Origin of the sequence: Xanthomonas sp. LF02-5, assembly GCF_034105325.1 — a bacterium.
Classification (GTDB): domain Bacteria; phylum Pseudomonadota; class Gammaproteobacteria; order Xanthomonadales; family Xanthomonadaceae; genus Xanthomonas_A; species Xanthomonas_A sontii.
The window spans coordinates 65,586-90,698 of the sequence record NZ_JAXGGF010000011.1; the positions used below are offsets into that span (position 1 = coordinate 65,586).

Annotated in this window: 24 protein-coding genes; 10 read left to right on the top strand and 14 right to left on the bottom strand. The window is 69.1% G+C overall.

Annotated elements, in window-relative coordinates; translation table 11 throughout:
• Window positions 1-174: 174 nt before the first annotated feature.
• From SLW52_RS20495 to SLW52_RS20530, 8 genes are all read left to right on the top strand, one after another.
• Window positions 175-630 carry a hypothetical protein gene (locus SLW52_RS20495; RefSeq protein WP_267093956.1) on the top strand — a complete coding sequence of 152 codons (456 nt, stop codon included), beginning with the start codon at window positions 175-177 and terminating at the stop codon, window positions 628-630.
• Window positions 631-786: 156 nt separating this feature from the next.
• Window positions 787-1,080: a hypothetical protein gene (locus SLW52_RS20500; RefSeq protein ID WP_320741156.1), complete on the top strand. Its 294-nt coding sequence runs from the start codon at window positions 787-789 to the stop codon at window positions 1,078-1,080.
• A 7-nt stretch (window positions 1,081-1,087) separates the two neighbouring features.
• Window positions 1,088-1,348, top strand: coding sequence for a hypothetical protein (locus SLW52_RS20505; protein WP_267093958.1), 261 nt, complete (start codon window positions 1,088-1,090; stop codon window positions 1,346-1,348).
• 215 nt (window positions 1,349-1,563) lie between these two features.
• The gene (locus SLW52_RS20510; protein ID WP_320741157.1) at window positions 1,564-3,798 is read left to right on the top strand and encodes a LamG-like jellyroll fold domain-containing protein; all 2,235 of its coding nucleotides are present in this window, start codon (window positions 1,564-1,566) and stop codon (window positions 3,796-3,798) included.
• Between the two features lie 178 nt (window positions 3,799-3,976).
• Window positions 3,977-4,594: a TetR/AcrR family transcriptional regulator gene (locus SLW52_RS20515; protein WP_267093960.1), complete on the top strand. Its 618-nt coding sequence runs from the start codon at window positions 3,977-3,979 to the stop codon at window positions 4,592-4,594.
• Window positions 4,595-4,624: 30 nt separating this feature from the next.
• Window positions 4,625-5,617, top strand: coding sequence for an MDR family oxidoreductase (locus SLW52_RS20520; protein WP_267104362.1), 993 nt, complete (start codon window positions 4,625-4,627; stop codon window positions 5,615-5,617).
• A gap of 549 nt (window positions 5,618-6,166) precedes the next feature.
• Window positions 6,167-6,859: an MtnX-like HAD-IB family phosphatase gene (locus SLW52_RS20525; protein WP_026143941.1), complete on the top strand. Its 693-nt coding sequence runs from the start codon at window positions 6,167-6,169 to the stop codon at window positions 6,857-6,859.
• Window positions 6,860-6,981: 122 nt separating this feature from the next.
• Window positions 6,982-8,337, top strand: a complete 1,356-nt coding sequence (locus tag SLW52_RS20530; protein WP_198526533.1) for an aminotransferase class III-fold pyridoxal phosphate-dependent enzyme — start codon at window positions 6,982-6,984, stop codon at window positions 8,335-8,337.
• Between the two features lie 65 nt (window positions 8,338-8,402).
• Here SLW52_RS20530 and SLW52_RS20535 read toward each other — a convergent pair whose 3' ends face one another.
• Complete coding sequence (locus SLW52_RS20535) at window positions 8,403-9,641, bottom strand: beta-ketoacyl-[acyl-carrier-protein] synthase family protein (RefSeq protein WP_152244288.1); 1,239 nt, start codon at window positions 9,639-9,641, stop codon at window positions 8,403-8,405.
• A gap of 6 nt (window positions 9,642-9,647) precedes the next feature.
• Complete coding sequence (locus SLW52_RS20540) at window positions 9,648-9,923, bottom strand: acyl carrier protein (protein WP_320741160.1); 276 nt, start codon at window positions 9,921-9,923, stop codon at window positions 9,648-9,650.
• Between the two features lie 112 nt (window positions 9,924-10,035).
• On the opposite strand from SLW52_RS20540, the gene SLW52_RS20545 reads away from it, so the two are divergent.
• Together SLW52_RS20545 and SLW52_RS20550 are read left to right on the top strand one after the other, a co-directional pair.
• Window positions 10,036-11,103 (top strand): GNAT family N-acetyltransferase, encoded by a 1,068-nt coding sequence (locus tag SLW52_RS20545; protein WP_267104365.1) that lies wholly within the window; start codon window positions 10,036-10,038, stop codon window positions 11,101-11,103.
• 1 nt (window position 11,104) lies between these two features.
• Complete coding sequence (locus SLW52_RS20550) at window positions 11,105-11,983, top strand: arginase family protein (RefSeq protein WP_320741162.1); 879 nt, start codon at window positions 11,105-11,107, stop codon at window positions 11,981-11,983.
• A 146-nt stretch (window positions 11,984-12,129) separates the two neighbouring features.
• Here the strand turns inward: SLW52_RS20550 and SLW52_RS20555 are convergent, their stop codons facing one another.
• From SLW52_RS20555 to SLW52_RS20610, 12 genes are all read right to left on the bottom strand, one after another.
• Window positions 12,130-13,383 (bottom strand): DegT/DnrJ/EryC1/StrS family aminotransferase, encoded by a 1,254-nt coding sequence (locus tag SLW52_RS20555; RefSeq protein ID WP_295928014.1) that lies wholly within the window; start codon window positions 13,381-13,383, stop codon window positions 12,130-12,132.
• Window positions 13,373-13,771: a DMT family transporter gene (locus tag SLW52_RS20560; RefSeq protein ID WP_152181106.1), complete on the bottom strand. Its 399-nt coding sequence runs from the start codon at window positions 13,769-13,771 to the stop codon at window positions 13,373-13,375. Before SLW52_RS20560 ends, SLW52_RS20555 begins: the two co-directional genes overlap by 11 nt.
• A complete protein-coding gene (locus tag SLW52_RS20565; RefSeq protein WP_017914162.1) occupies window positions 13,768-14,130 on the bottom strand; it encodes an EamA family transporter in 363 nt (120 codons plus the stop codon). The genes SLW52_RS20560 and SLW52_RS20565 overlap by 4 nt, the downstream gene beginning before the upstream one ends.
• On the bottom strand, window positions 14,130-14,957 hold the full coding sequence (locus SLW52_RS20570) for an alpha/beta fold hydrolase (RefSeq protein ID WP_152181107.1): 828 nt from the start codon (window positions 14,955-14,957) through the stop codon (window positions 14,130-14,132). The genes SLW52_RS20565 and SLW52_RS20570 overlap by 1 nt, the downstream gene beginning before the upstream one ends.
• A gap of 92 nt (window positions 14,958-15,049) precedes the next feature.
• Window positions 15,050-15,949: an HlyD family efflux transporter periplasmic adaptor subunit gene (locus SLW52_RS20575; RefSeq protein WP_267120992.1), complete on the bottom strand. Its 900-nt coding sequence runs from the start codon at window positions 15,947-15,949 to the stop codon at window positions 15,050-15,052.
• A complete protein-coding gene (locus tag SLW52_RS20580; RefSeq protein WP_017910965.1) occupies window positions 15,946-16,710 on the bottom strand; it encodes an ABC transporter ATP-binding protein in 765 nt (254 codons plus the stop codon). The genes SLW52_RS20575 and SLW52_RS20580 overlap by 4 nt, the downstream gene beginning before the upstream one ends.
• Window positions 16,707-17,840 (bottom strand): ABC transporter permease, encoded by a 1,134-nt coding sequence (locus SLW52_RS20585; protein WP_017910964.1) that lies wholly within the window; start codon window positions 17,838-17,840, stop codon window positions 16,707-16,709. The genes SLW52_RS20580 and SLW52_RS20585 overlap by 4 nt, the downstream gene beginning before the upstream one ends.
• Entirely contained in the window at window positions 17,840-19,270 is a 1,431-nt protein-coding gene (locus tag SLW52_RS20590; protein WP_320741166.1) for an efflux transporter outer membrane subunit, read from the bottom strand. Before SLW52_RS20590 ends, SLW52_RS20585 begins: the two co-directional genes overlap by 1 nt.
• Complete coding sequence (locus SLW52_RS20595; protein ID WP_320741168.1) at window positions 19,267-20,691, bottom strand: sensor histidine kinase; 1,425 nt, start codon at window positions 20,689-20,691, stop codon at window positions 19,267-19,269. The genes SLW52_RS20590 and SLW52_RS20595 overlap by 4 nt, the downstream gene beginning before the upstream one ends.
• Window positions 20,688-21,395: a response regulator transcription factor gene (locus SLW52_RS20600; RefSeq protein ID WP_017908858.1), complete on the bottom strand. Its 708-nt coding sequence runs from the start codon at window positions 21,393-21,395 to the stop codon at window positions 20,688-20,690. Before SLW52_RS20600 ends, SLW52_RS20595 begins: the two co-directional genes overlap by 4 nt.
• 594 nt (window positions 21,396-21,989) lie before the next feature.
• Window positions 21,990-23,258: a carbohydrate porin gene (locus SLW52_RS20605; protein ID WP_267084265.1), complete on the bottom strand. Its 1,269-nt coding sequence runs from the start codon at window positions 23,256-23,258 to the stop codon at window positions 21,990-21,992.
• Between the two features lie 92 nt (window positions 23,259-23,350).
• The gene (locus SLW52_RS20610) at window positions 23,351-25,075 is read right to left on the bottom strand and encodes a fructose-specific PTS transporter subunit EIIC (protein WP_267099404.1); all 1,725 of its coding nucleotides are present in this window, start codon (window positions 25,073-25,075) and stop codon (window positions 23,351-23,353) included.
• Between the last annotated feature and the right edge of the window lie 38 nt (window positions 25,076-25,113).

Consider the following 25,113-nt stretch of genomic DNA (forward strand, 5'->3'; position numbering starts at 1 on the left):
GATCATGCTTCCTTGCGGCATCTGCGTCTGGTGTGGCTGAGTTGAATTGCATGAGATTCCAGAATGTCTTGCCTGGGATTCTTATCGGCTGCAGACTTGATCTGTAGTCGCGATGACCATCTGTGCGGACTGGTAGAGCTTTCTGCCAGTGCTGACAATTCGGAGATTTCGTCTATGCAGCACCGATCTCGTGCTGGCCTGATCGCCGGTGTTTTGGTGGCATTGCTAGCGCTCGTGAGCTTTGCCTATTTAAAGGATGCTCGCGCCGGAAAAGTTGTGCAGTGCAGTCCTCAGAGTGTTGAGATATTGCTCGCAATCAAGAGTGACTCCGAGATTGCTGAATATGGTGCTACACATTTCAAGTCGCCTAATGTGCCATTTCTCGCGAGTCAGATTAATTTAAGTGAAAAGCTGTGCTCGGACGAGGGGCGTGGGGTTAGGGTCGTGTATCTAACCACGCCGGGGTTTAGCCAGGGTCGGCCATTTATTAATATTGACAAGATTTATTTTGATGATGATGCGGCTTTTGTCGAGATATCGTTTCCCCCTACGGGAAAGAATGCTGATGTATTTCTAAGAAAGAGGGCTGGAGTTTGGAGGGCGATAAAGAAAGAAATGTGGGAATCATGATTTTTTGGTGAGCGTATTCAGTCTTTTTCAAAGCATAGTCAATTGAGGTGAGCTGATCAGCCCCATGAATTGTTGGAAGAGACCGGGGGTCAAGCGCTACTGACGTGAATTCTATAATCCACCATGACTTCGTTGCGTAGCGAATGAGGTCGCTGTATGAAAAATGTAGATGAAATTTATTATAGAGTTACTTATCTTGATCCAGGAATGCGCTTCCCAGAGATAACGGCTTACGTTTTTCTTGGGGTAAACCTTTCTGACGAAGATGTGGATGGTGATATCTGGTATTTTCAGTACGTCTATAGCTATTGCGAGACGGGCTCAGCATTGACAGCTACGGAACCGGGCACTCCTGTGGAATGCCTCACTACCGAGCAGTTAGTTGGCGACATGTTTGACATCGATCAACTCCGTGCGTCATTGATAGAGGTCAAAGCTAGGTGTGGATGAAAATAAAATGAGCGAAAATATAGATGTCAATGCTTTTATGGAAAAAAATGGAAGTATTGAACCCTTTTTGCTTAAAATATCGGAGCCGATTCCTTCAGGTGAAGATGACTTTTATTGTGTCGTACATATGCCTGGAGTGTTGACAGAAGATAAAAAAATTCTAGGGATTGATGCGACCCAGGCAAGCGAGCTGGCAGCTAATTTTGCTAGGTCTATGTTGGGTGATGCCAAGATTGTTGATGGAAATGGAGTTGCCATCAACTGGTGATGTAAGAAGTAATCAGATGGATCCGCCAGCATTTCGCTCGCGGATCTTCGTTATCGTCGATCCAGGCCGTCTTACTGGATGATTTCTCATCTGTATTCCTGAGAAGGAAGGCGCCGGGCCTTGGCCTCGCGACGCGCGTGTCTGCCAGATGACAAGGCGCGCGCCGCATCACGCAAGCTTCGGCATCGCGTCATGGTTTGTTGCATTGCCGGTCATTGGCGCAGTTCCAATCGCCGATACGCGCGATGCCTGATTCTAGACTCGCCCGCATCTTTCGATGCGGGAGGGTAGAGGCGATGCAATTCTCGAACGGCGACGAAGACGCCATCCTGCAGCGCCGCCGCACCTTTCTTCTCGGGACCGCAGGCGCGCTGGCACTGGGAATCACCGCACGTGCCGTAGGCGCTTCGCCGGCATCTGCCAGGCTGCGTCACGTCGGCGGTGCCGATGCACTGGCCACCGCTGCGTCCGGGATGTCCGGCATCGTGCATCCCGGCCTGTTGGTCACCGAGGCCGACCTGCAGCGCATCCGCGACAAGTTGGCTGCCAACGCCGAGCCGTGGGTGGGCGGTTGGAACATGATGCTCAAGACCAACGACACCAACCTCGACGCGACGCCGCGTCCCCTGGCGGTGGTGACGCGCGGCGTGGAGGGCGAGAACTATTGGCAGATGATCGGCGACATGGTGCGCACGCTGCACCTTGCTTTGCGCTGGAAGATCAGCAACGACGAGCGCTATGCGAAGAAGGCCATCGAGTTTCTCAATGCCTGGTCGTCGACTTTGACCGAACTGGGCGGCAATTCGAACGTCTACCTTGCCTCGGGCCTCTACGGCAACCAGTGGGCCAACGCCGCCGAGCTGATGCGGACGTACTCCGGTTGGGCGACGCAAGACCTGGCGCGGTTCCAGGCCATGCTGCTCAACGTGTTCTACCCGAACTGCCACGACTTCCTGGTCACCCACAACGGCACGGAGATCAGAAAAGTCACGCACTATTGGGCCAACTGGGACTTGGCCAACATCTGCTCCATCTATGCGATCGGCGTGTTCTGCGACCGCGCCGACCTGATGGCCGAAGCGAGCGGCTACTACAAGACGGGTCGCGGCAATGGCGCGAGCGCCAACTACGTCTACTACCTGCATCCTGGGTATCTGGGGCAATGGCAGGAGAGCCATCGCGATCAGGGGCACTCGACCCTCGGCATCTCGCTGGCCGGCATGTTGTGCGAGATGGCCTGGAATCAGGGCGAGGATCTGTTCGGTCATTGGAGCAACCGGTTGTTGGCCGGTGCGGAATACGTGGCCAAGACCAATCTGACCGATACCAGCGGCAATGCGCTGTTCACGCTGCCGTTCGCGCCTTACAACGGGGTGTTCGGACTTGGCACCGCGACGGCTGGCACCAATCAGCTGCGGCCCAACTGGGAGCTCATCTGCAACCACTATGTGAACCGCAAGGGACTGGCGGCTCCCTGGAGCGAGGCGATGCGCGACATGATCCGGCCCGAGCGCGTCGATGGTGGCGATCAGCCGGGCATCGGCACCTTGCTGTATGCGCGCGATCCGGTCGCGCCGGCCGCACCCAGTGGCCTCAGCGCCTTCCTGAGCCACGGAAAGGTGCAACTGTCGTGGTGGGGCAGTGCAGGCGCTTCGCTGTACGTGGTGCAGCGGGCCGCATCGCCCAACGGCCCGTTCGCGGCGATCGCGCGCGTCGTCGATCCATGTACCTACACCGATGTTCCTGCGCAGGGCACCTGGTACTACCGCATCGTCGCACTGACCAAGGACGCCGGGCCGATGCTCGGTTCGGAGACTGCGCGCGTGGCGGTTCCCGGTGAGCTGTGGTTGCACCTGCCGCTCAACGGCGATGCCAACGACGCCAGCGGCCGCGGGCGGCATGGACGGTTGCAGGGCGGCACCAGTTGGGGTGCAGGCCGTAACGGCGGCAGCGCCTTGCAGTTCGACGGCCGCAGCGGTCATGTGCTGCTGCCCGATGGTGCGGTGTCGGCATTGGGCGATGTCACGGTGGCGGTGTGGGTGTACTGGGATGCGTCGGTGGTCTACGCGCGCATTTTCGACTTCGGCTCCAACGACGTGGCGTACATGGCACTGCTCGCACGCGACGGCAGCGGCAAGCTGCGCTTCTCGAGTACGCGCAATCAGTTCTGGAACGAAGAGTCGATCACGGCCGATGCGTTGCCTGCCGGACGCTGGGTGCATGTGGCGGTCGCGCTCTCGGGGAAGGTCGGTACGCTCTACGTGGACGGCAAGCAAGTCGCCACTGCAGACGGCATCTGGATCAATCCCTTCCAGTTGGGCGAGACCACGCAGACCTGGCTGGGTCGCTCCCAGTACGGCAACGATCCCTACTTCAAGGGCCGCATGCAGGATCTGCGCATCTATAGCGGCGCGCAGGACGCGGCCTTCATCGCAGGCCTCGCCCGCTGAGCAGTCGGGCAGCTGCGCTGCCCGTACGCCTTGTCACGCATCGGTGCATGGCCGCACCGATGCGATCCTGCGAACTCCAGGCATATCTCTCCTGGCCTGTCCGCCCGGCCTGTTCTCGGCCTTTTATTTTTTGAGACGATCGGTCTAATATCGGCGCATGGAGCTTCCAGTCGCGTCAGTGCAGCCTCGCCGCGGGCGGCCGCCAAAGTCGGAACGCGCGCTGCAGGACACGCGCGACCTGTTGTTGCGTGCCGGTATGGAAGTGCTGACCAGTCAGGGTTATGCGGCCACCGGGATCGACGCCGTGCTGTCGCGCGTCAAGGTGCCGAAGGGGTCGTTCTATCACTACTTCAGCAGCAAGAACGCCTTCGGCCTGGCGGTGCTCGAGGCGTACGACGCCTATTTCCTGCGCAAGCTCGATCGTCATCTGCAAGCCGACGAGGTGCCTGCCTTGCAGCGTCTGCGCCACTTCGTCGAGGACGCCCAAGAGGGCATGGAACGCTTCGACTTCCAGCGAGGTTGCCTGGTCGGCAACCTGGCTCAGGACGTGACCACGCTGCCCGGAGACTTCCGCGCGCGTCTGGATGCCGTGCTGCTGGGCTGGCAGCAGCGGGTGGCCGACTGTCTGCGTTCGGCGCAGGCGGAGGGCGTGCTGGCCGCGCATGGCGACGCCGATGCCCTTGCCGCGTACTTCTGGATCGGCTGGGAGGGCGCGGTGTTGCGCGCACGGCTGGCGTGCAGCGTCGCGCCGATGCAGGTGTTCGCGCAGGGCTACTTCGCCGGCCTGCCGCGCTAGATCGGCTTGCTTCCTTCTCTCATCCAAGGAGTGCTCACGTTCAACGCCATCCTCATCGACAAGGACGACGCCGGCTATCGCGCCGCGCTGCAGCCGCTGGACAACGCGACCTTGCCACCGGGGACGGTCACCGTCGAGGTCGCGTACAGCACGCTCAACTACAAGGACGCCCTGGCCATCACCGGTCAAGGGGGCGGTGTGGTGCGCCGCTTCCCGATGGTGCCGGGCATCGACCTGGCCGGTACCGTGCTGCACAGCGAAGATCCTGCCTATCGCGTCGGCGACGCGGTGCTGCTCAACGGCTGGGGCGTGGGCGAAAAACACTGGGGCGGCCTGGCCCAGCGCGCACGCGTGGACGGCGATTGGTTGATCCCCTTGCCGCAGGCGCTGAACGCCCGCCAGGCGATGGCGATCGGGACGGCCGGCTACACGGCCATGCTGTGCCTGCTGGCACTGGAGCGCCACGGCCTGCGTCCCGAGCATGGCGAGGTGCTGGTCACCGGCGCCAACGGCGGCGTCGGCAGCTTCGCCATTTCCCTGCTGGCGCGCCGCGGCTACCGCGTGATCGCCTCCACCGGCCGTCCGCAGGAAGCGGACTATCTGAAGGCGCTTGGCGCGCAGGAGATCGTCGATCGCGCGACGCTGTCGCAACCAGGCAAGCCGCTGCAGGCCGAGCGCTGGGCCGCAGCGATCGATTCGGTCGGAAGCCACACCCTGGCCAACGTATGCGCCGGTACGCGCGCCGATGGGGCAGTGGCGGCATGCGGTCTGGCGCAGGGCATGGAGTTTCCCGCCACCGTCGCGCCGTTCATCCTGCGCGGGGTCAGCCTGCTGGGGATCAACAGCGTCACCCGTCCAAGGCACGAGCGCATCGAGGCATGGTCGCGGCTGGCGAAGGAGTTGGACCTGTCACAGCTCGACGCCATCACCCGCGACATCGGCCTGGGTGAGGCCATCGGCGCCGCTCGCGATCTGCTCGACGGCAAGGTGCGCGGACGCTTGGTGGTGGACGTCAATCGCTGAGGGGAGGGGCTGGTCTCGGTGGCGAGCCTCGACCGCGGTGCTGCGCGCAAGCCGTCTGTCAGCCCGCTGCGCCGGTAGGTCGGTGCCGGCGGCGTGATGTTTCCTGGAGGCCGTCTGTCTGGAGGCGCAGCCGTTTTCGCATGCGGACGCGCTGCCGGTCCCCATCCGCAATGGATGGTGGGCGGCGGTGCGGCTTGATTGCGTGATGGCAATGAGCCACTGCCCGGCACGCATTGAGGCGCCTTGGCGTTGGGATGGACGTCGCTTTACGTCCCGAAGGCGGGCCCCGGAGTGGCCGCATCGCCGTCTTCGACGAATCTCCCTCTTTGCAAGATTCTTCGCCGAAACCACGCGCAACTGCGCCCCGGAACGCTGGGAGCAAACCCGGGCGTCATCGCGTCCTGCCCGGGCTGCCGCTTCCGTGCGTGCGTGCCGGGCAGGCGGCGGCCTACCACGCCCAATGTGAACGCTCCGCTTTCTTTCACCTCGCCGAAAGGAGTGCGAAAGACAGCGTGCCTAGGCTCTGCCCCCATCAGCCGGAGAGCCACCTTGCGCGCCCAATGGAACATCCTTTGCGATTTTGACGGTACCGTGTCCCTGCAGGACGTGACCGACAGCCTGCTCGAGCACCTCGGGCGCCCCGGTTGGCAGGAGCTGGAGGACGACTGGGTCGCCGGTCGGATCGGGGCCCGCGAGTGCATGAGCAAGCAGGTCGCGCTGCTCGACGGCGACGTCGATGCGCTGCACCGGGTGCTGGATGCGGTGCGGATCGACCCGGCCTTCGTGCGCTTCGTGGCGCTGGCCGAACGCCTGGGCATCCCGCTGAGCATCGTCAGCGACGGCCTGGACTACGGCATTGCCCGCATCCTCGCCCGCCACGGCCTGCACCATCTGCCGATCATCGCCAACCGCCTGCTGCGCACCGACGCGGGCGAATGGCGCATGGCCTCGCCGCATGCGCGCCCGGACTGCCCCAGCGGCACCTGCAAGTGCGCGGTCATGGCGCAGCAGCCGCCCGAGCGCGCGACCTTGCTGATCGGCGACGGCCGCTCCGATTTCTGCCTGGCCGGCAAGGCCGACCTGGTGTTCGCCAAGGACGGTCTGCTGCGCCATTGCCGCGCCAACGGGATCGCCCATTGCGCGATCACCGGTTTCGACGACGCCATCGCCCTGCTGCCCGACCTGGCGGTGCCGGCGACCACCACCGTGTCCTTCCCGCTTCCCGTCACCCAACGAGCCTGATCCCGATGAACCGGAATGTTTCGCTTTCCTCGCTCGCACCGCTGCATGGCGATGCCGCGCCCGATCCGGAGGCGCTGCTGCGCACCGGTGCCGACCACCAGCGCGCGCTGAGCGATGCGCAGATGCTGGCCGACGAGTCCCAGTACTGCTCCTACGGCGACACCGTGCACTACAGCGAGCCGCCGCGCATCTTCGGCCGCTGCGACGGCAGCTACCTGTACGACACCGAAGAGGTGCCGTACCTGGACCTGCAGATGTGGTACTCGGCGGTCAACTTCGGCTACGCCAATCCGCGCCTGAACCAGGCGCTGACCCGCCAGATCGAGACCCTGCCGCAGGTCGCCAGCCAGTACCTGCACCCGACCAAGATCGAGCTGGCCAAGACCATCGCGGTCGACGCCGAGCGCAAGTGGGGCCGCAAGGGCCGCGTGCACTTCAACGTCGGCGGCGCGCAGTCGGTGGAAGACTCGCTGAAGCTGGTGCGCAACGCCAGCGCCGGCAAGAGCCTGGTGTTCGCCTTCGAAGGCGGCTACCACGGCCGTACCCTCGGCGCCTCGGCGATCACCTCGTCGTACCGCTACCGCCGCCGCTTCGGTCATTTCGACCGCGCCCAGTTCATCGAATTCCCGTACCACTTCCGCGGCCCCAAGGGCATGTCCAAGGAAGAGTACGGCGAGCAGTGCGTGGCCAAGTTCGAGCGCCTGTTCGAGACCGAGTACAACGGCGTGTGGGATCCCAAGGCCGGGCAGTGCGAGTACGCGGCGTTCTACGTCGAGCCGATCCAGGGCACCGGCGGCTACGTGATCCCGCCGCCGAACTTCTTCACCGGCCTGAAGCGGGTGCTGGACAAGTACGGCATCCTGATGGTGGTGGACGAAATCCAGATGGGCTTCTTCCGCACCGGCAAGCTGTGGGCGATCGAGCATTTCGGCGTGACCCCGGACGTGCTGGTGTTCGGCAAGGCGCTGACCAACGGCCTGAACCCGCTGGCCGGCATCTGGGCGCGCGAGGAGCTGATCAACCCGACCGTGTTCCCGCCGGGTTCGACCCACTCCACCTTCGCCTCCAACCCGCTGGGCACCGCGGTCGGCCTGGAAACCATGCGCATGCTGGCCGAGACCGACTACGAGTCGATGGTGATGGCCAAGGGCGCGCACTTCCTGGACGGCCTGCGCGACCTGCAGAAGCGTCACCCGGAAATCGGCGACGTCGACGGCCTGGGCCTGGCCCTGCGTGCGGAAATCTGCCAGGCGGACGGCTTCACGCCGAACCGCAAGCTGCTCGACACCATGGTCGACATGGGCCTGGAAGGCGAGTTGCGCCACAACGGCAAGCGCATCGGCCTGATCCTGGACGTGGGCGGTTACTACAAGAACGTGATCACGCTGGCGCCGTCGCTGCACATCAGCCACGAAGAGATCGACCTGGGCCTGTCCTTGCTGGACCAGTTGCTGACCCGCGCCAAGCAGGTCGCATGAGCCGGGCGGGAGACGACGCGCGCGGTTCGCGTTGCCTCCCGCCGTTGTTTGCGGCGGCGGGCGCTTCAGCCCGCCGCGCGCAGCGCGATCACCGCATTGAGTCCGCCGAAGGCGAAGGAATTGCTCAGCACCGCTTGCACGTTGCGGGCGCGCGCCTGGTTGGGCACGTAGTCCAGATCGCATTCGGGATCGGCATCGAGGAAGTTGGCCGTGGGCGGCACCACCTGCTCGCGCAGCGCGCCGATCGCCGCCACCAGTTCCAGCGCGCCGGCCGCACCGAGCGCGTGGCCGTGCACCGCCTTGGTGGAGCTGACCGCCAGCGCCTCGGCGTGCGCACCGAACACCTGACGCAGCGCCTGGGTTTCGCAGCGGTCGTTGGCCTGCGTGCCGGTACCGTGGGCGTTGACGTAATCGATCTGCTCCGGCGCCAGGCCGGCGTCCTGCAGCGCCAGGCGCATCGCCGTGGCGGCGCCGTCGACGCTGGGTGCGACGATGTCGCCGGCATCGGAACTCATGCCGAACCCCGCCAGTTCCGCCAGCGGCAGCGCGCCGCGGGCGGCCGCGTGCTCGGCGCTTTCCAGCACGAACATGCCGGCGCCTTCGCCCAGCACCAGGCCGCTGCGCTGCGCGCAGAACGGCCGGCAGGTGTCGTCGCTGACCACCCGCATCGCTTCCCAGGCGCGGATCAGCGCCAGGCTCAGGCAGGCTTCGCTGCCGCCGGCGATGGCCACGTCGGCCAGGCCATGGCGGACCATCAGCGCGGCCTGGGCGAAGGCGTGATTGGCCGAGGCGCAGGCGCTGGACACGGCGAAGGCCGGGCCGCGCAGGCCGAAGGCGATGCTGATCTGGCTGGCCGGCGCGTTGGCCATGCTGCGCACGATGGTCAGCGGATGCAGGCGTTCGGCCTGGTCGCGGTACAGCCGGCGCGATTGTTCGTCGCGGCTGAGTTCGGCGCCGACGCCGGTGCCGACCACCACCGCGCAGCGCGCGCCGAGCGCGGCATCGCCGTGCGGCAGCCCGGCCTGGGCGATCGCCTCGCGGGCGGCGACCAGCGCCATCTGGGTCATGCGGTCGAGCTGGCCGGGGGCAATGCCGCCGGTCTGCGTGGCATCCGGAGCGAACCCTTGCAGGGTCGCGGCCACGCGCATCTTCAACGTGCTGAGCGGATCGGGCGAGGGCAGGGCGGCGATGCCGCTGCGGCCCTCGCGCATCGCGCTCCACAGCGCCTCGGCGCCCAGGCCGAGCGCGCTGACCGCGCCCATGCCGGTGACCACGACGCGCCGCGCGTGCGGGGAGGCGCCCATGGCGCGTCAGTGCGCCGGTTGCGCCGCGCCGGCCGCCGCCTTGGCCGCCAGCGCGTCCTCGACCGCCTGCACCAGCTTGCCGAGCGAACCGTCGTCCAGGTTCGGGTCGCGCTGCGGGAAGGTGACGTCGAAGTGTTCTTCGATGTCGAACAGGATTTCGATGGCCTCGAGCGAATCCACGCCCAGGTCCTGCAGCTTGGCATCGGGGGTCAGGCGCGCCGGGTCGATCTCGCCATGCTTGGCGACGATGCTGTGGATTTGCGACTCGATGGACGGGGTCATGGCAGTGCTCCGCGAAATGAAGGGCCACCGTGCGGCGCCCGCCGCCGGTGGATCGCACGCTGCGGCCTGGGCCGCAGCATCCATTCTCCACGCTAGACGATCAATCTTGCAGATGCCTTTCGTCAACCAACTCGAGCCGCAGGCCTTGCAGCGGCAGTTCCTGCAGCACCCGCCAGCCGGTTTCCTGATCCAGCCCCTGGAGCACGGGGTGCCGGCCTTCGAGGCCGATTTCGACCTACTCACCACCGCCGAACCCGCGCTGCGCGCGAAGGTGGCGCGGCTGCCGCTACAGCGGCTGTGGCAGCGCCTGCTGCGGCCGCGCACCAGCTTCGTCGGCAGCACCGTCAGCGAATACGCCTGGCTGCCGCGCGCGGCCGATCCGGCGCAACTGCCGCGGCAGTGGCGTACGCAACTGGGCCGGCGCCGCGCGCTGATGATCGTCAAGGACGTGCCGCAGCGCTCGCCGCTGCTGGATGAGGCCGACAACGCCTGGGCGCAGGCGTTCCTGGACGCCTGCGAGCGCAACGGCTACGTGCTGCTGCGCGGGCAGGCGCTGGCCTGGGTGCCGATCGACTTCGCCTCCACTGACGAGTACCTGGCGCGGCTCTCACGCGGGCGCCGGCGCAACATCCGCCGCAAGCTGCGCTCGCGCGCCGATCTGGAGATCGAGGTGCTGCCGACCGGCCCGGCCTTCGCCGACCCGGCGTTGCGCGCGCACTGCTATGCGCTGTACCAGGAGGTGTACGCGCAGAGCGAGATCCATTTCGACCTGCTGACCGAACCGTTCTTCGACGCGCTGCTGACCGACGCCGACTCGGGCGGGCAGGTGTTCGTGTACCGGCACCAGGGCCGCATCATCGGCTGGAATCTGTGCTACGTGCACGAGGGTCGGCTGATCGACAAGTACATCGGTCTGCACTACCCGGATGCGCGCGACCACAACCTGTACGCGCTGAGCTGGATCGAGAACCTCGACTACGCCTGCCGCCACGGCCTGACCGCCTATGTCGCCGGCTGGACCGATCCGGAGGTGAAGGCCCAGCTCGGCGCCAGCTTCACCTACACCTGGCATGCGGTGTACCTGCGCAATCCGTTGCTGCGCGCCGTGCTGCGGCGGCTGCGGCCGCTGTTCGAATCCGACGACGTCGGGCCGGCCGCCGATACCGCCGAGGAGGACTGAGATGCGCACCCCGGTCCTGCTCGATCTCGATGATTCGCTGGGCGTCGTACCCGATGCCGTGCGCCTGCCGCTGCGCGACTGGTGCGATGGTCTGCGCTTCGCCTGCTCGATGGCGCGGCTGCGCCGCTTCGGCGCGGTGCTGGAGCAGGCGCTGCCGGCGCAGTACGGCACCGTGCTGCTGGGCAGCGGCGATTTCCATCACCTGAGCCTGCCGTTGATCGTACGCCTGGCGCAGCGCGCGCAGGCGCCGTTGCGGGTGGTGGTGTTCGATAACCATCCGGACAACATGCGCTTCCCGTTCGGCGTGCACTGCGGCTCGTGGGTGCGCCGCATCGCCGCGCTGCCGCAGGTGGCGCAGGTCGAGGTGGCCGGCATCACCTCCGGCGACGTCGGCCCCGGCCATGCCTGGGAAAACCATCTGCTGCCGCTGTACCGCGGCAAGCTGCGCTACTGGTGCAGCGGCGTGGACGTGGGCTGGGCGCGGCGGCTGGGTCTGGGCCAGGCGGTGCGCGGTTTCGACAGCGTGAGCGAACTGAGCGACGCCTTCGTCGAGCACCTGCGGCGCACGCCGATGCCGACCTATCTGTCGCTGGACAAGGACGTGCTGGATCCGCAGGACGTGCGCACCAACTGGGACCAGGGCCAACTGCGCGTGCCGCAGTTGCTGCAGGCGATCGAGGCGCTGCGCGGGCAGGTGTGCGGCAGCGACATCACCGGCGAAGTCTCGCTGGCCCATTACCCGCAATGGTGGAAGCGCAAGCTGGCGGCGCTGGATGCGCAACCCGAACCGTCGCCGGCGGATCTGGCGGCGTGGCAGGCGCAGCAGCACGCGTTGAACCTGCGGCTGCTGGCGGCGCTGGATGCGGCCAGCGTCGGCTAGCGCGGCCTGTTTCTGTGGGCGCGGCTTCCGCCGCGAGGGCATGACCGGTAACGCTTCTCGCGGATGAAGCTGCGCCTGCAGGATTTTGTCGTCGTTACGACCGGCGCGTTGTCATCGCGACGCTGGCGAAGTCGCACGTCGCCCGATCAAGCGCTCGGCGCAGCGGCGTGCACCAGGTCGACATCCAGCGGCGCCGGCCCGACCGCGCCGGCGCAGGCCGCCTGCAGCGTGGCCACGATGGTCTCGAAGCGCGCCTCGTCCAGCCAGGGGCTGTTGCTGATGCTCAGGCAGCGTGCGGCGAAGTCGCTGGCGTTGGGCATCGGCGTGCGTTCGACGATGCCGTCCAGGTAGTCGTAGTCGGGCAGGGCATGCACGAACGGCACCGCCACGCCGAGTCCGCGCGGCCACAGCGCACCCAGCACCGATTCGCGTGCGGCCGCATCGGGCAGCAGCACCATCAGGATCGGCCAGCTGCCCTGGGCGCCGGGGGTATCGGCGATCACGCTCAGGCCGGGGATGCCGGCCAGGCGTGCGCTGCGGCGCCGGCCCTGTTCGCGGATCTGCGCAAGAAATGCCGGCCAGCGGGCGCTGGCGCGCACGCCCACGCCTTCGCGCCAGGCGCCGACCGCGTGCTGGGCGATGGCCGTGCCGAAGCGGTCGCCGGCCGCGCCGATGCGGTCGCCGCGGCGCAGCGCGCGGCGCACCGGTGCGCCGTACGCCCAGCGCAGCGGCTGCGGCCGGTACAGCGCGGCGTAGCCGAGCAGTTCCAGGCTGCGCCGCAGTTCCCAGCGCCAGTCGCGCTGGCCCAGGCGCGCGGCGGTGTCGGCCAGACTGCGCTGCAGCGGCGCATGCCGCGACATCAGCAGCCCGCCTTCGTACAGCGTGAGTCCCTTGCCGGCGGCCAGGCTGCAGAAGCCGATGTCGCCGCCGAGGCCGGCCGGGCGGCCGTCGGGGTGCACGCCGCCCAGCGCCTGCGCCGCGTCCTCGATCAGCAGCGCGCCGCAGCCTTCGGCGGCGCGGCGCAGCGGTGCCAGGTCGATCAGACGCCCGCCCAGATGAGTGGCGATGATGGCCAGGGTGTCGCTGCCGCAGCGCTGCGCCAGCTGCACCGGGTCCAGTTCCAGCGAGCCGGGCAGCAGATCGCACAGCACCAGTTGCAGGCCGCAGTGCGCCACCGCCAGCGCCACCAGCGGGCAGGTATAGGCCGACACCAGCACCTGCCGGCGCCGGTTGGCCGCGGTCAGGGTGCGCAGGGCCACGATCAGCGCGGCGGTGCCCGAGCAGGTCAGCAGGGCCTGCGGCAGGCCGAGCGCGCTGGCCAGGCGTTCGCGCGGCCGGCCTGGCCACAGGTCGCCCCACTGCAGCGGCAGGCCGGCGGTCGGTGGGATTTCAGTGCGCATCGGCGGGATCCGCGCGCTCGCCGATCGCCAGGCAGACGATGCCGCCGACGATCAGCGCCGCGCCCAGCGCCTGCAACAGGCCGATGTGTTCGTTGAACCACCAGGCCGACAGCAGCATCACGCTGACTACCTCCAGGTGCGAGGCGGCGAACGCCGGGCCGATCGGCGCATGCTCGAGCAGCTTCATCCAGGTGAAGAACGCGCCGACGTAGCCCAGCAACGCGGCGTACAGCCATGGGCTGCCGAGCAGGCGCAGCACCCAGGCCAGTTCGGCTTGCGGCGGGAACGCGTGCGTGCCGGCCAGCTTGAAGCCGATCTGCGCCAGGGTGTCGAAGCTCAGCAGCAGGGCGAAGCCCACCGCATAGCGATGCAGCGGCGGCCGGCTCATGAGCCCAGCCCCACCACGGCCACGCCGGCGCTGACCAGGCAGATGCCGGCCACCTGCATGCGCCCCAGGCGTTCGCCGAACAGCCAGCGCCCGGCCAGCATGATCGCCACGATGTTGATCGAGCCCAGCAGCACGCCGCGGCCCAGCGGCACCAGCGACAGAAACGCGGTCCAGGCGAGGAATTCGAGCACGTAGCAGGCCACGCCGAACCACAGCTGCGGCTGCCGCGCCATGCGCTGCCAGCGCGCCATGCCGGTGCCCTGCGGGTGGCTGGCCACATACTTGAAGGCCAATTGGCCGGCGGTGTCGAGCGCCACCGTCGCCAGCCAGATGCCCACTACCGAGCCGGTCATCGCCATCAGGCGGCGGCCTGCTGCGGCGCGCACAGGGCGGCGAAGAACTGCGCCAGGCGCGCGCCGAGCACGCGCCGTTCGCGGTCCAGGGTGATCATGTGATAGCTGTCGTGCAGCAGCAGCAGCTCCGTTGGCCCGGACACGTTGGCGATCACCAGCCGCGCATTGCGCAGGTCGGCGATGTCGTCCTCGGTCGCGTGCGCGACCAGGCATGGCGCGACGACCTTGGACAGGTCGCGGCGCACCGCGCGCGCGAGCAGGTACATCTCGGCCAGGGCGTGCCAGGGGTTGCCGGGGAGGCCGGCGGCGCTGCTGTCGCCGCCGAGCATCGCGCTGCTGATTTGGGCGCGGATGCGCTCGTCGCGCAGGCCGTACGGCGGCTCTTCCAGGAACATGCGGCGCTTGCCGATGCCCAGGCGCTTGAACCAGGGCAGCAGGAACGCCAGCCGCGCGCGCTTGGGGATGTTCCAGCCGTCGTAGCGGAAGGTGGCGCCGAGCACGCCGACGCCGTCCACCCATTGCGGACGCTCCTGCGCCAGGCGCAGTGCCAGCACCGCGCCCATCGACAGCCCGGCCACGAACAGCCGGTCGACCTGTGGGCGCATGCGCGCGGCCGCCGCCTCGACGCTGGCGTACCAGTCGCGCCAGTTGGTGGCGAGCAGATCGTCCTCGTCGCCGCAGTGGCCGGCCAGCTGCACGCCATGGACGCTGAAGCCTTCGCGGTTCAGGCTCTTGCCGAGCAGGCGCATTTCGCTGGGCGTGCCGGTCAGGCCGTGGATCAGCAGCACGCCATTGCGGCCGCCTTCGAAGTGGAACTCGGCAGATTGGATCATGTGAATGGGCGCGGCTGCGCAGTCTCGGCAATCCGTGCAGGGTCGCCGCTGCGCGTTTCAGCAGCCTTTCGCCGCGGCGGCGGCGTGCAAGCTCAATGCTTGGCCGCGGCCTGGTTGCGGAAGCGCACCAGCACGCGCTGGCCCAGGCGCAGGCTCGAGGGCTGGGTGAAGGCCAGCACGCAGGCCACGCTGCGGTCGTTGCCGGCGGGCGTGGCGTCGTCGTGCAACTGGGTCGGGCCGTAGGCCGGCGCCAGCCAACGCACGACCGCCTGGCCGAGCACGGTCTGGCGGCCGTCGTCGCTGATGACCTCGGCGGCCATGCCCGGGGTGACGCTGCCGGCATAGCTTTCGTTCAATTCGGCGCGGACCAGGCGCGGCGCGTCCGGCAGCAGGGTCAGCAGCGGCGCGTTGGCCTCGCTGCGCGCGCCGACCGCGGCCGACAGCTGCAGGACGCGGCCGGCGACCGGCGCCTGCAGCCGGTACTGCGCGCGCTGCAGTTCGGCCGCGCGCACCTGCGCGTCGGCCAGCGCCGCGTCGCTGCGTGCGGTGTCCAGCGCGTCGGCCAGGCTCTGTACCGCGTCGCTGGCGTCGTCGGCGGTCTGCCCGTCGCCGGCGCCCAGGCGCGCAGCCTCGGCCAGCCGCCGTTGCTTCTGCTGGGCGCTTTGCAGGCGCTGCTGCAGTTGTTTCAGGTGGGTCGCCGCGGCTTGCGCGCGGGTACGGGCGATGTCCAGGTCGACCGCGGCGGCGCGGTCGTCGCCGGCGACCAGCACGGCGCCTTTCTGCACCGCGTCGCCCTCGTGCACCGGTACCTCGCGCAGGGTCGCGGCGACCGGCAGGCCGAGCTTGAGCACGCCGCCTTCCACATCGATGCGGCCGCGCGCCACCGCCAGGTAGGCCGGGGTGGCGGCCGGCGCCGGGGCCGGCGTGCGGTCCGAGGGCGCGCATGCGGCCAGCAGCAGGCTCAGCAGGGGCGCGGCGGCGAACGCTTTCATGGTGCGGGATTCCGTGAGGGCAGGGGCGAGGGCGGCGCGTTGACGCGGCGGTCGTCGAGGATGCGGCCGTCCTCCATCGACAGCACGCGGTCGGCGTGGCGGATCAGGCGCGGGTCGTGGCTCACGCACAGCACCATGGTGTTGTGGCGGCGCGCGATGCGATGCAACAGGTCGATCACGATCTGGCCGTTGCCGGCGTCCAGCGCGCTGGTGGGTTCGTCGGCGAACAGCAGCGCCGGGTGCTTGGCCAGCGCGCGGGCGATCGCCACGCGCTGCTTCTCGCCGCCGGACAGTTCGGCCGGGCGCAGGTGCTGGCGGTGGGCGATGCCGACCTCGGCCAGCGCCTCCTCCGCACGGCTGCGCACTTCGGCCGGGGCCAGGCCCATGTACTGCAGCGGCAGCCGCACCTGGTCCAGCGCGCACAGCGCCGGGAACAGGTTGAAGCCCTGGAAGATGAAGCCGGTGTGGCGCAGGCGGAACTGCTCCAGCGCGGTGGCGCCGAGCGCGCCCAGTTCCTCGCCCAGCGCCAGCACCCGGCCGGCGTCGGCGCGCTGCAGGCCGCTGAGGATCGACAGCAGGGTGCTCTTGCCGCAGCCCGACGGGCCGGAGATCAGGGTCAGCTCGCCCGGCCACACCTGCAGTTCCACGTCGCGCAGCACCGGCGTGCGCAGGCTGCCGGAGACGAAGCTCTTGCACAGTCCGCTGCCGCTGAGGGTGGCGGCGGCCGGATGCAGCGCGGCGGGGGCGACGATGCGGCTCATCGCAGCAGCAACGCCGGATCGGCGCGGCGCAGGCCGCGCAGCGCGGCCAGGGCCGAGACCACGGTCAGCAGCATCACCGCACACACGCACAGGCCCCAGCCGCTGGCGTTGAACGCCACCGGCACGTCGTGCGCACGGGCCAGCGCGACCAGCGCCGCGCCCAGCGCACTGGCACCGATCAGGCCCAGCGCACCGACCCAGGCGGCCTGTTCCAGCACCACCCAGCGCAGATTGCGCATGCTCACGCCCAGCGCGTTGAGCGTGGCGTACTCGCGCGCGGCGCCGAGCACGGTGCCGAGCAGGGTCTGGCTGGTGATGGCCACGCCGACCAGCAGCACGATGCCGCCGAGGAACAGCACGCCGGAGCCGGCGCCGGTGTCGAACATCCAGAACAGGATGCTGCGCCGGGCGAAATCGTCCGCGCTCCAGGCCTCCACGCGCGGCCGCGTGACCGCGCTGTCGATCGCCTGCGCCACCGCCTGCGGGTCGGCGCCGGGGCGCAGCCTGGCCACCATGTAGGTCGGCCAGTCCGGATGCGCAGTGTCGCTGTTGAGCGCGCGCGCGGTGTCCAGCGAGGCGAGCACGTTGACCCCGCCGAGCGCGCGCAGGCCGCGGCCGACCCCGATCACCCGTACGCGATGACCATTGATGCGCGCGCTGCTGCCGACGCCGACGCCGAGCTTGTCCAGTTCCGCGCGGTCCACCACCACGGTGTCCGGTTCGCGCAGCGCCGCGCGCAGGGCGGGGCTGAGCAGACGGGAGAACATCAGCCCGCCGTCGCGGGTGTCGATGCCGGAGATGTAGACCGACACCGCGCCGGTGTCGCCGGGGCCGCGCCAGTCGCCGTCGAACCAGATGAACGGCTCGACCTGCGCCACCCGCGGGTCCAGGTACAGCGGCGCGGCCGCGTCCGGATCGATGGCGCGGCCCTGGTCCACGCTCTGCGTGCCGGGATAGCCCAGCCACAGGTCGGCATCGGAGCCGGACACATAGACGCTGGCGCTGCCGAAGATGCCCAGCACCAGCGCGGTCTGCAGCAGCAGCAACAGGCTGGCGAAGCCCACCGACACCACTACCGGCAGGAAGCGGCGCCACTCGTAGCGCAGGGTCTGGCGGGCCAGCGCGACCATCAGGGCTGCGCGCCTTCGTGGTTGCTGACGGCGCCTGTGCCGCGGATCGGCGCAGTGGCGCTGCCCAGTGCGGTGTGCAGGGCGACGTAGGCCAGGTCGCGCTGGCGCTGCGCTTCCAGCAGTTCCAGGGCGGCCTGGTCGCGCGCGGCCTGTTGCGTGGCCACGTCCAGGTCGCTGCCCAGGCCCAGCCGCCGGCGCTGCTGCGCGACCTCGCTGGCCTGCTGCTGTGCCTGCAGCACCTGCTGCTGGGTCTCGACGTTGCGCCGCTGCTGTTCCAGTGCGGTCAGCGCGTCCTCGACCTCGTTGACTGCCTCCAGCACGGTCTGCCGGTAGGCCAGGGTGGCCGCTTCCAGCAGGTCGCCGCGCGCCTTGGCCTTGGCATGGCGGATGCCCCAGTCGAACAGCGGAATGTCGATCACCGGGCCGAACGAGGCGATGCCGTGGGTGGCGGTGCGGCGATGGCTCAGCAGGGTGGTCGACCAGCGGATCGAACCGCCCAGGCCGATGCTGCCGTACTGATCGGCGCGGGCCAGATCCAGCGCGCCGGCCGCGCTCAGCACCTCGGCTTCGCGCGTGGCGATGTCCGGGCGCCGGCGCAGCAGGTCGGCCGGGACGCTGTCGACCGCGGCGATCTGCAACGCCGTCGGCGCGGCGCTGGCCGCGGCCGTGCTCCATGCCGGGTCGGGCGTGTCGCGGCCCAGCAGCACCGCCAGGCGCCGCGCGGCTGCGGCGGCGGCATCGCGCGGCTCGTCCAGGGCGGTTTGCGCCTGCAGTGCGGCGGCCTGCGCCTGCGCCGCGGAAGCCGGCGTGGCCAGATGCAGGTCGACCAGCGTCGCCTGCAGGGTCGCCTGGCGCTGGCGGGCGGCGACGACATCCTGCTGCAGCCGCTCCGCCTGCTGCGCGTGGCGCAGGTCGATCCAGTTGCGGGTCACCTCGGCGATGGTCGCCGCGCGTACCTGCGCCAGGTCGGCCTGGGCATTGTCCAGATCGCCGCGGGCCATGCGCCGGGTCGCCTCGCCGCGGCCGAACAGCGGCAACTCCCATTCCGAGTCGAGCCCGACCACCAGGAACGAGGCGCTGGCGTCGGGGTCGATCGGGTCGAGGGTGCGCGCACGCAGCTGCGGGCGTTGCGATGCGCCAGCCACGGTATCCAGGCGCCGCGCCGCGCGCAGCTTGGCCAGTGCCTGGCCGACGTTGAGGTCGTCGCGCAGCGCCTGCGCGACCAGCGCGTCGAGCTGCGGGTCGTGGAAGTCCTGCCACCAGGCCGTGCCGAGTGGGCGCGGGACCGCGGCCTGCGGCGTCGGGCTGCTCCATCGCGCGGGCAGCGACTGTTGCGGCAGGTCCGGCAACGGCGTGCTGGCGCAGCCGGCCAGGGCCAGTGCGGCGGCCAGCGCCAGCACGCTGGCCGGGCGGATCCGGCTCCGGCTCATGCCTGCGGCTCCGCGCCGGCCGGCAGGTCCAGCTCCGCACGCAGGCCCCCCAGCGCCGAGCGCCGGTAGCGCAGCGTGGCGTGGTGGCGGGCGGCGATGTTGGCGACGATCGCCAGGCCCAGGCCGGTGCCGCCTTCGGGCGCGTCCGGGGCGCGGAAGAAGCGCTCGCCCAGGCGCGGCAGCAGGGCCTCGTCGATGCCGCTGCCGGCGTCGTCCACGGCCAGGCGCACGGACAGCGGATCGTGCCGCAGGCTGACCGTGACCACACGGCCGGCGGCGTGGCGGAACGCGTTGTCCAGCAGGTTGTCGAGCAGTTCGCGCAGCGCATAGGCGTCGGCGGCGACCCAGGCCGCAGCCGCGTCGTCGTCGCCGCCGTCGTAGCCCAGGTCCACGCCGGCGTGCAGGGCGTCGGGGATGCGCTCGGCCAGCGCCTGCGGCAGCCATTGCGCCAGATCCAGTGGCAACAGCGGGCGGATGCTCTCGCGCGGGGCCTGGGTGCGGGTCAGCGCCAGCAGCTGGGTGGAGGTGCGGGTGGCGCGGTCGGTCAGCTGGCGGATGTGCTGCAGCGCCTGCGCGGTGTCTTCCGGGCGCTGGCTGGCCTGGGCGCGCTGCACGTGCATGCTCAGCCCGGCCAGCGGCGTGCGCAGTTGGTGCGCGGCGTCGGCGAGGAAGCGTTCCTGCAGCGCCATCATGTGCTTGAGGCGGCCGAGCAGGCCGTCGATGGCCTGGGTCAGCGGCACGATCTCCACCGGGATGTCGGGACCGGACACCGGGCTGAGGTCGCGCTGGCTGTCGTCGAGCCGCCGCACCGCCGGCTCCAGCATGCGCAGGCCCACGCGCACGCCATGCCAGACCAGTACCAGCAGCGAGCAGGTGAGCAGCAGTTCGGTCGGCAGCATCAGCACCAGGATCTCGCGGGCGCGGCGGTGACGGTCGTCCAGGGTCTCGGCCACCGACACGGTGAGCCAGTCGCCCGGCTCCAGCGCCGAAGGCAGCAACAGGCTGGCCACACGCACCGGCACGCCGTTGTCCATGCGGTCGTCGTACAGCATCACCCGGCCGACTTCGGCCGGATCCTGATGCGCCGGAATCGGCTGGGTGCTGCCGCTGATCACCCCGTGGCGGCGGCTGTCGAGCTTGAAGAACACCCGGCCGTCGCTGCTGTACTCCAGCAGTTGCCGCGCCTGCAGGGTCAGCGGCATGCGCTCGCCGGGGTCGTTGACCGCATTCGCCAGGCCCTGCGTGTCCTCCTTCAGGTCCATGTCGTGGACGTGATTGGTGTACTTGAGCATCAGCAGGTAGAACAGCGCCGACACCACCAGCATCAGCAGCACGGTCGGAATCAGCAGGAACGCCAGCAGACGCTGGCGCAGGCTGGGATGGCGGTATGCCGGCGAATGCGCGGCCGCGGTCGCGCTCACTGCGGCATCTGTGCGTGGTCGGCGGCCGGTGAGGCGGCGCGCGACTCCTCCAGCAGATAGCCCAGGCCGCGGATGGTCCGGATGCCGACGCCGGCGCCGTGCAGCTTGCGCCGCAGGCGGTGCATGGAGATGTCCAGGCCGTTGTCGGTGATTTCGTGCTGCCAGTCGCACAGCGCTTCGGTCAGCTGGCTGCGGCTGACCACGCGACCGCTGCGCAGCAGCAGGGTCTCCAGCAGCGCGAACTCGCGCGCGGTCAGGTCCAGCGGCTGGTCCTGCAGCCACACCCGGCGCCCGGCCAGGTTGATGCGCAGCTGCCCCAGCACCAGTTCCGGCACGCCGCCGCTGCTGCTGCGACGCAGGAGCGCGCGGGTGCGGGCGAGGAACTCGGACAGTTCGAAGGGCTTGATCAGGTAGTCGTCGGCGCCCTGGTCGAGCGCGTGGATGCGGTCTTCCACGGCATCGCGCGCCGTCACCACCAGCACCGGGATCTCGTCGCGGCGCGCGCGCAGGCGCTGCAGCACCTGTAGCCCGTCGCGGCGCGGCAGGCCCAGGTCCAGCACCAGCAGTTGATAGCTTTCGCTACCGAGCGCGCGCTCGGCGGCGGCACCGTCGCCGACATGGTCCACTACGTGGCCGCACTCGGCGAGCGAGTCGCGCAATGCAACGGCAATGGACGTATCGTCTTCGGCGACCAGGATGCGCATGATGCGAAATGCTTGCAACGGGGATGTGGGAAAACCGTCGTAATCGGCGGCGGCGAAGTCACTACGTTCACATACGTCGATGTAGCTTCGATGGAGTGTGTATCCAGATTCTGCGATGCGGTGATGACCATTATCATCCATGACATCGCTGCGCGCTCGCCGGTCCTGACCCCGCCGGGTAGGAAAAACCCTATAGCCGGCCGCGGCATCCGCCGATCCTCACGCGCCCGGGTCCGCGGCATCATGAACGGGTCGGCAACGTCACCGCTCCCGCGCCAGGGAGACGGCTCGCACGGAATCGAACGGATCTCGATTCGCCGGCCACGTTTCGCTCCCGCAGGCGCCGACGGATCGGCGCAGCGCCACTGCGATCGGAATCAAAGGGAAGAAAACGCACGAGGCCCCGGCATGCCGGGGCCTCGTGCGTTCAACGTGCCGCTATCGAGAGTGAATCATGTCGGCATCTGCGCGGATGGGTCGGTCTGCACTGATGCTGTCAGCGTCAGACCGCGCGCCGCGTCTGCACGCAAACTTTCAGGCCGCAGTCCGCCCGCCTTTGCGAATCCCCAATCCCGACTCCCGAATCCCGGCCCCTCAGAGCGCCCAGTCCAGCCGCAACCCGGCCACCAGGGCATTGGGCAGGTCGCGGGTACGGGCCGGCTCGTTGAACTGGTCCGGGTGCACGATGTAGTGCAGGTTCGGGGCGATGCGCAGTTGCGGGGTCACCTGGATGCCGTAGCTCAGTTCCATCATGGTCTGGGACCGGTGCGGGGTGCCGCTGCCGCCGGCCGCGGCGCGGGCCAGGCGCAGGTCTTCCAGGGCGTCGTCGCTGTAGTGCTGCTGGGTGACGACGAAGGCGATGTTGTCCTGCGGACGGCTGGCGAAGGTGCCGCGCTGGACCAGGCCCAACTCCAGGAAATGGTCTTCGATCAACTGCCCGGAGGTGCCCTTGAGCACCGAGCCGAACAGCACCAGCCCGCGATTGCTGTCCGGATCGGGGCGGGTGACCTGCTGTTCGAAGCGGAAGAACGCGCCGGAGCGGCCGTTGCGGGTGGCATAGTCCAGTCCGCTCAGCCGCGCCGGATTGCCGTTGCGGTCGTTGAGCGGGTCGCGGTAGTCGGAGTTGTCCTGCCAGCCGCCCAGCTCGTACATCGCCGGCAGGCGCGCGCCGCTGGCCTGGGTGCTGTAGCCGATCGCATAGGGCACGATCACGCCGGTGCGGTCGTTGGTGCTCCAGTTGAGGCCGTGCTGGCCGCGTTCGGCCTGGGTCGGGTTGACCTCGTAGGCGCCGACGTGGACATACACGTTCGGGGTCACCCAGGCCTTGGCGTGCGCGGCCCAGCTGGACACCGGCCAGTAGGTGAAGTTGCTGGTGCGGAACACGAAGGTCGGGTTGCCGCAGGCCGAGTTGCCCTGGAAGTAGCCGCACAGCTCCGAGCCCAGGAAGTGGATGTTGGCCACGCTGCGGCCGGCCTCCAGTTCCAGGCGGTCGTTGAACAGCTTCTGGTCGATGGTGAAGTTGGCCAGGCGCGTGCCCTGGCCGCCGTAGATTTCCTGCACCGAGGTGCTGTTGCCGATATTGCCGTTGGCCAGGTTGGTGCCATGGCGATTGATGCCGTAGACCTTCAGCGTGGCGCCGTTCCAGCCCATCAGCCGTTGCAGGTCAACGTCGGTGCCGAACATCAGCTGCCCGGCGTAGGCGCTGCCCTCATGCTTGCCGCCGTCCAGCGACACCGCGCCTTCGCCGGTGTAGGCGAGCTTGAGCTTGAAGGCGTCGCTGGCGTCCTGGGCATGGGCCAGCGGTGCGGCGAGCGCCAGCGCCAGGGTGGCCAGGGGCAGGGACGAGACGAGGGGACGGGACATGGCGGAACTCCTCAGCAGGGAAAGGCCGGCGCGCCGCCAGCGGCGACGGGGGGAGGGGCATCGCGTGGCGACGCGCCGGCGCATGGACGGGATCAGGCGAGAACCGGCTTCTTCAGCACCCGCAGCGCCACCGCGGTGACCACGGTGCCGGCGAGCAGCGCCACCAGGTACATGCCCAGGTGGCTGACCGCGTTGGGGATCGGCAGCACGAACACGCCGCCGTGCGGCACCTTCAGCTCGGCGCCGGCGGCCATCGAGATGGCGCCGGCCAGCGCCGAGCCGAGCATCAGCGCGGGGATGGTGCGCAGCGGATCGCGTGCGGCGTACGGGATCGCGCCTTCGGTGACGAAGGCCAGGCCGAGCACGCCGGTGGCGGCGCTGCTGCCGCGCTCGTCCTGGGTGAAGCGGCTGCGGAACACCCAGGTGGCCAGGGCGATGCCCAGCGGCGGGGTCATGCCGGCGACCATCGCCGCGGCCATCGGCGTGTACACCTGGCTGGCGATCAGGCCGGTGGAGAAGGCATAGGCGGCCTTGTTGACCGGCCCGCCCATGTCGAAGGCCATCATCGCGCCCAGCAGCAGGCCCAGCAGCACCGCGCTGCTGCCCTGCATGCCGCGCAGCCATTCGGTGAGCCAGGCCAGCAGCTCGGCCACCGGCTGGCCGACCACGTAGAGCATGGCCAGGCCGACCAGCAGGGTGCCCAGCACCGGCAGGATCAGCACCGGCTTCAGGCCCTCGAGCGTGCGCGGCAGCTTGATCGCCCGGTTCAGCGCGGCCACGCCGTAGCCGGCGATGAACCCGGCCAGGATGCCGCCGATGAAGCCGGCGCCGAGGTTGGCCGCGACCATGCCGCCGATCATGCCGGGGGCGATGCCGGGGCGGTCGGCGATGGAGTAGGCGATGTAGCCGGCCAGGGCGGGCACCATCAGGGTGAAGCCGGCCTTGGCGCCGATCTGGAACAGCGACCAGGCCAGGGTGCCCTTGTGCGCGTCGTCGAAGGCGTAGATGCCGCCGAGCGCGAACGCCAGCGCGATCAGCAGGCCGCCGGCGGTGACGAACGGCAGCATGAACGACACGCCGGTCATCAGGTGCTTGTACGGGCCGGCGGAGCGGCCGCCCTGGGCCTTGGCCGGGGCGCTGCCGCCATTGCCGGCGGCGTGCACGCTGGCCTCGGCCAGGGCCTTGCGGATCAGTGCCGGGCCGTCGTTGATCGCCGGCTTGGTGCCGCTCTTGAACAGGCGCTTGCCGCCGAAGCGGCCGAGGTCGACCTCGCGGTCGGCGGCGATCAGCACCAGGTCGGCGGCGGCGATCTCCTCGGCGCTGAGCGCGTCCTGCGCGCCGACCGAGCCCTGGGTTTCCACCCGGATCTGGTGGCCCAGCGCCTTGGCCGCCTGCTGCAGGCCCTCGGCGGCCATGAAGGTGTGGGCGATGCCGGTGGGGCAGGAGGTGATGGCGACAATGCGCTTGCCGGCGCCCTCGGTGCCGCCGACAGCGGCCGCGCCGGCGGTGGCGGTGGCCGCGGTCAGCAGCGGCGCCAGCACCGCGCCGGCATCGGCCAGCACCGCGTCCAGGCTGCTGCGCTGCGCGCTGCGGCCGGCGAAGCGGGCGGCATCGACGTCGCCGTCGCCGACCAGCAGCAGCGGCGCGGCGGTGGGAGCGGCGGCCAGGTCCAGCGGGGCGATCACGCCCTGCGGCGTGCGCACCTCGGCCTGCAGCGTCGCACCCCGCAGCGTGGCGGCATGGCGCAGCGCTTCGGCGGCGAGGACGGCTTCGGTACTGCGATCGCCGGCGGCGATCACCACGAGGATCGGATTCATGCGGGCTCCCGATGAGCGCAAGAGGACGCGGCGCACAG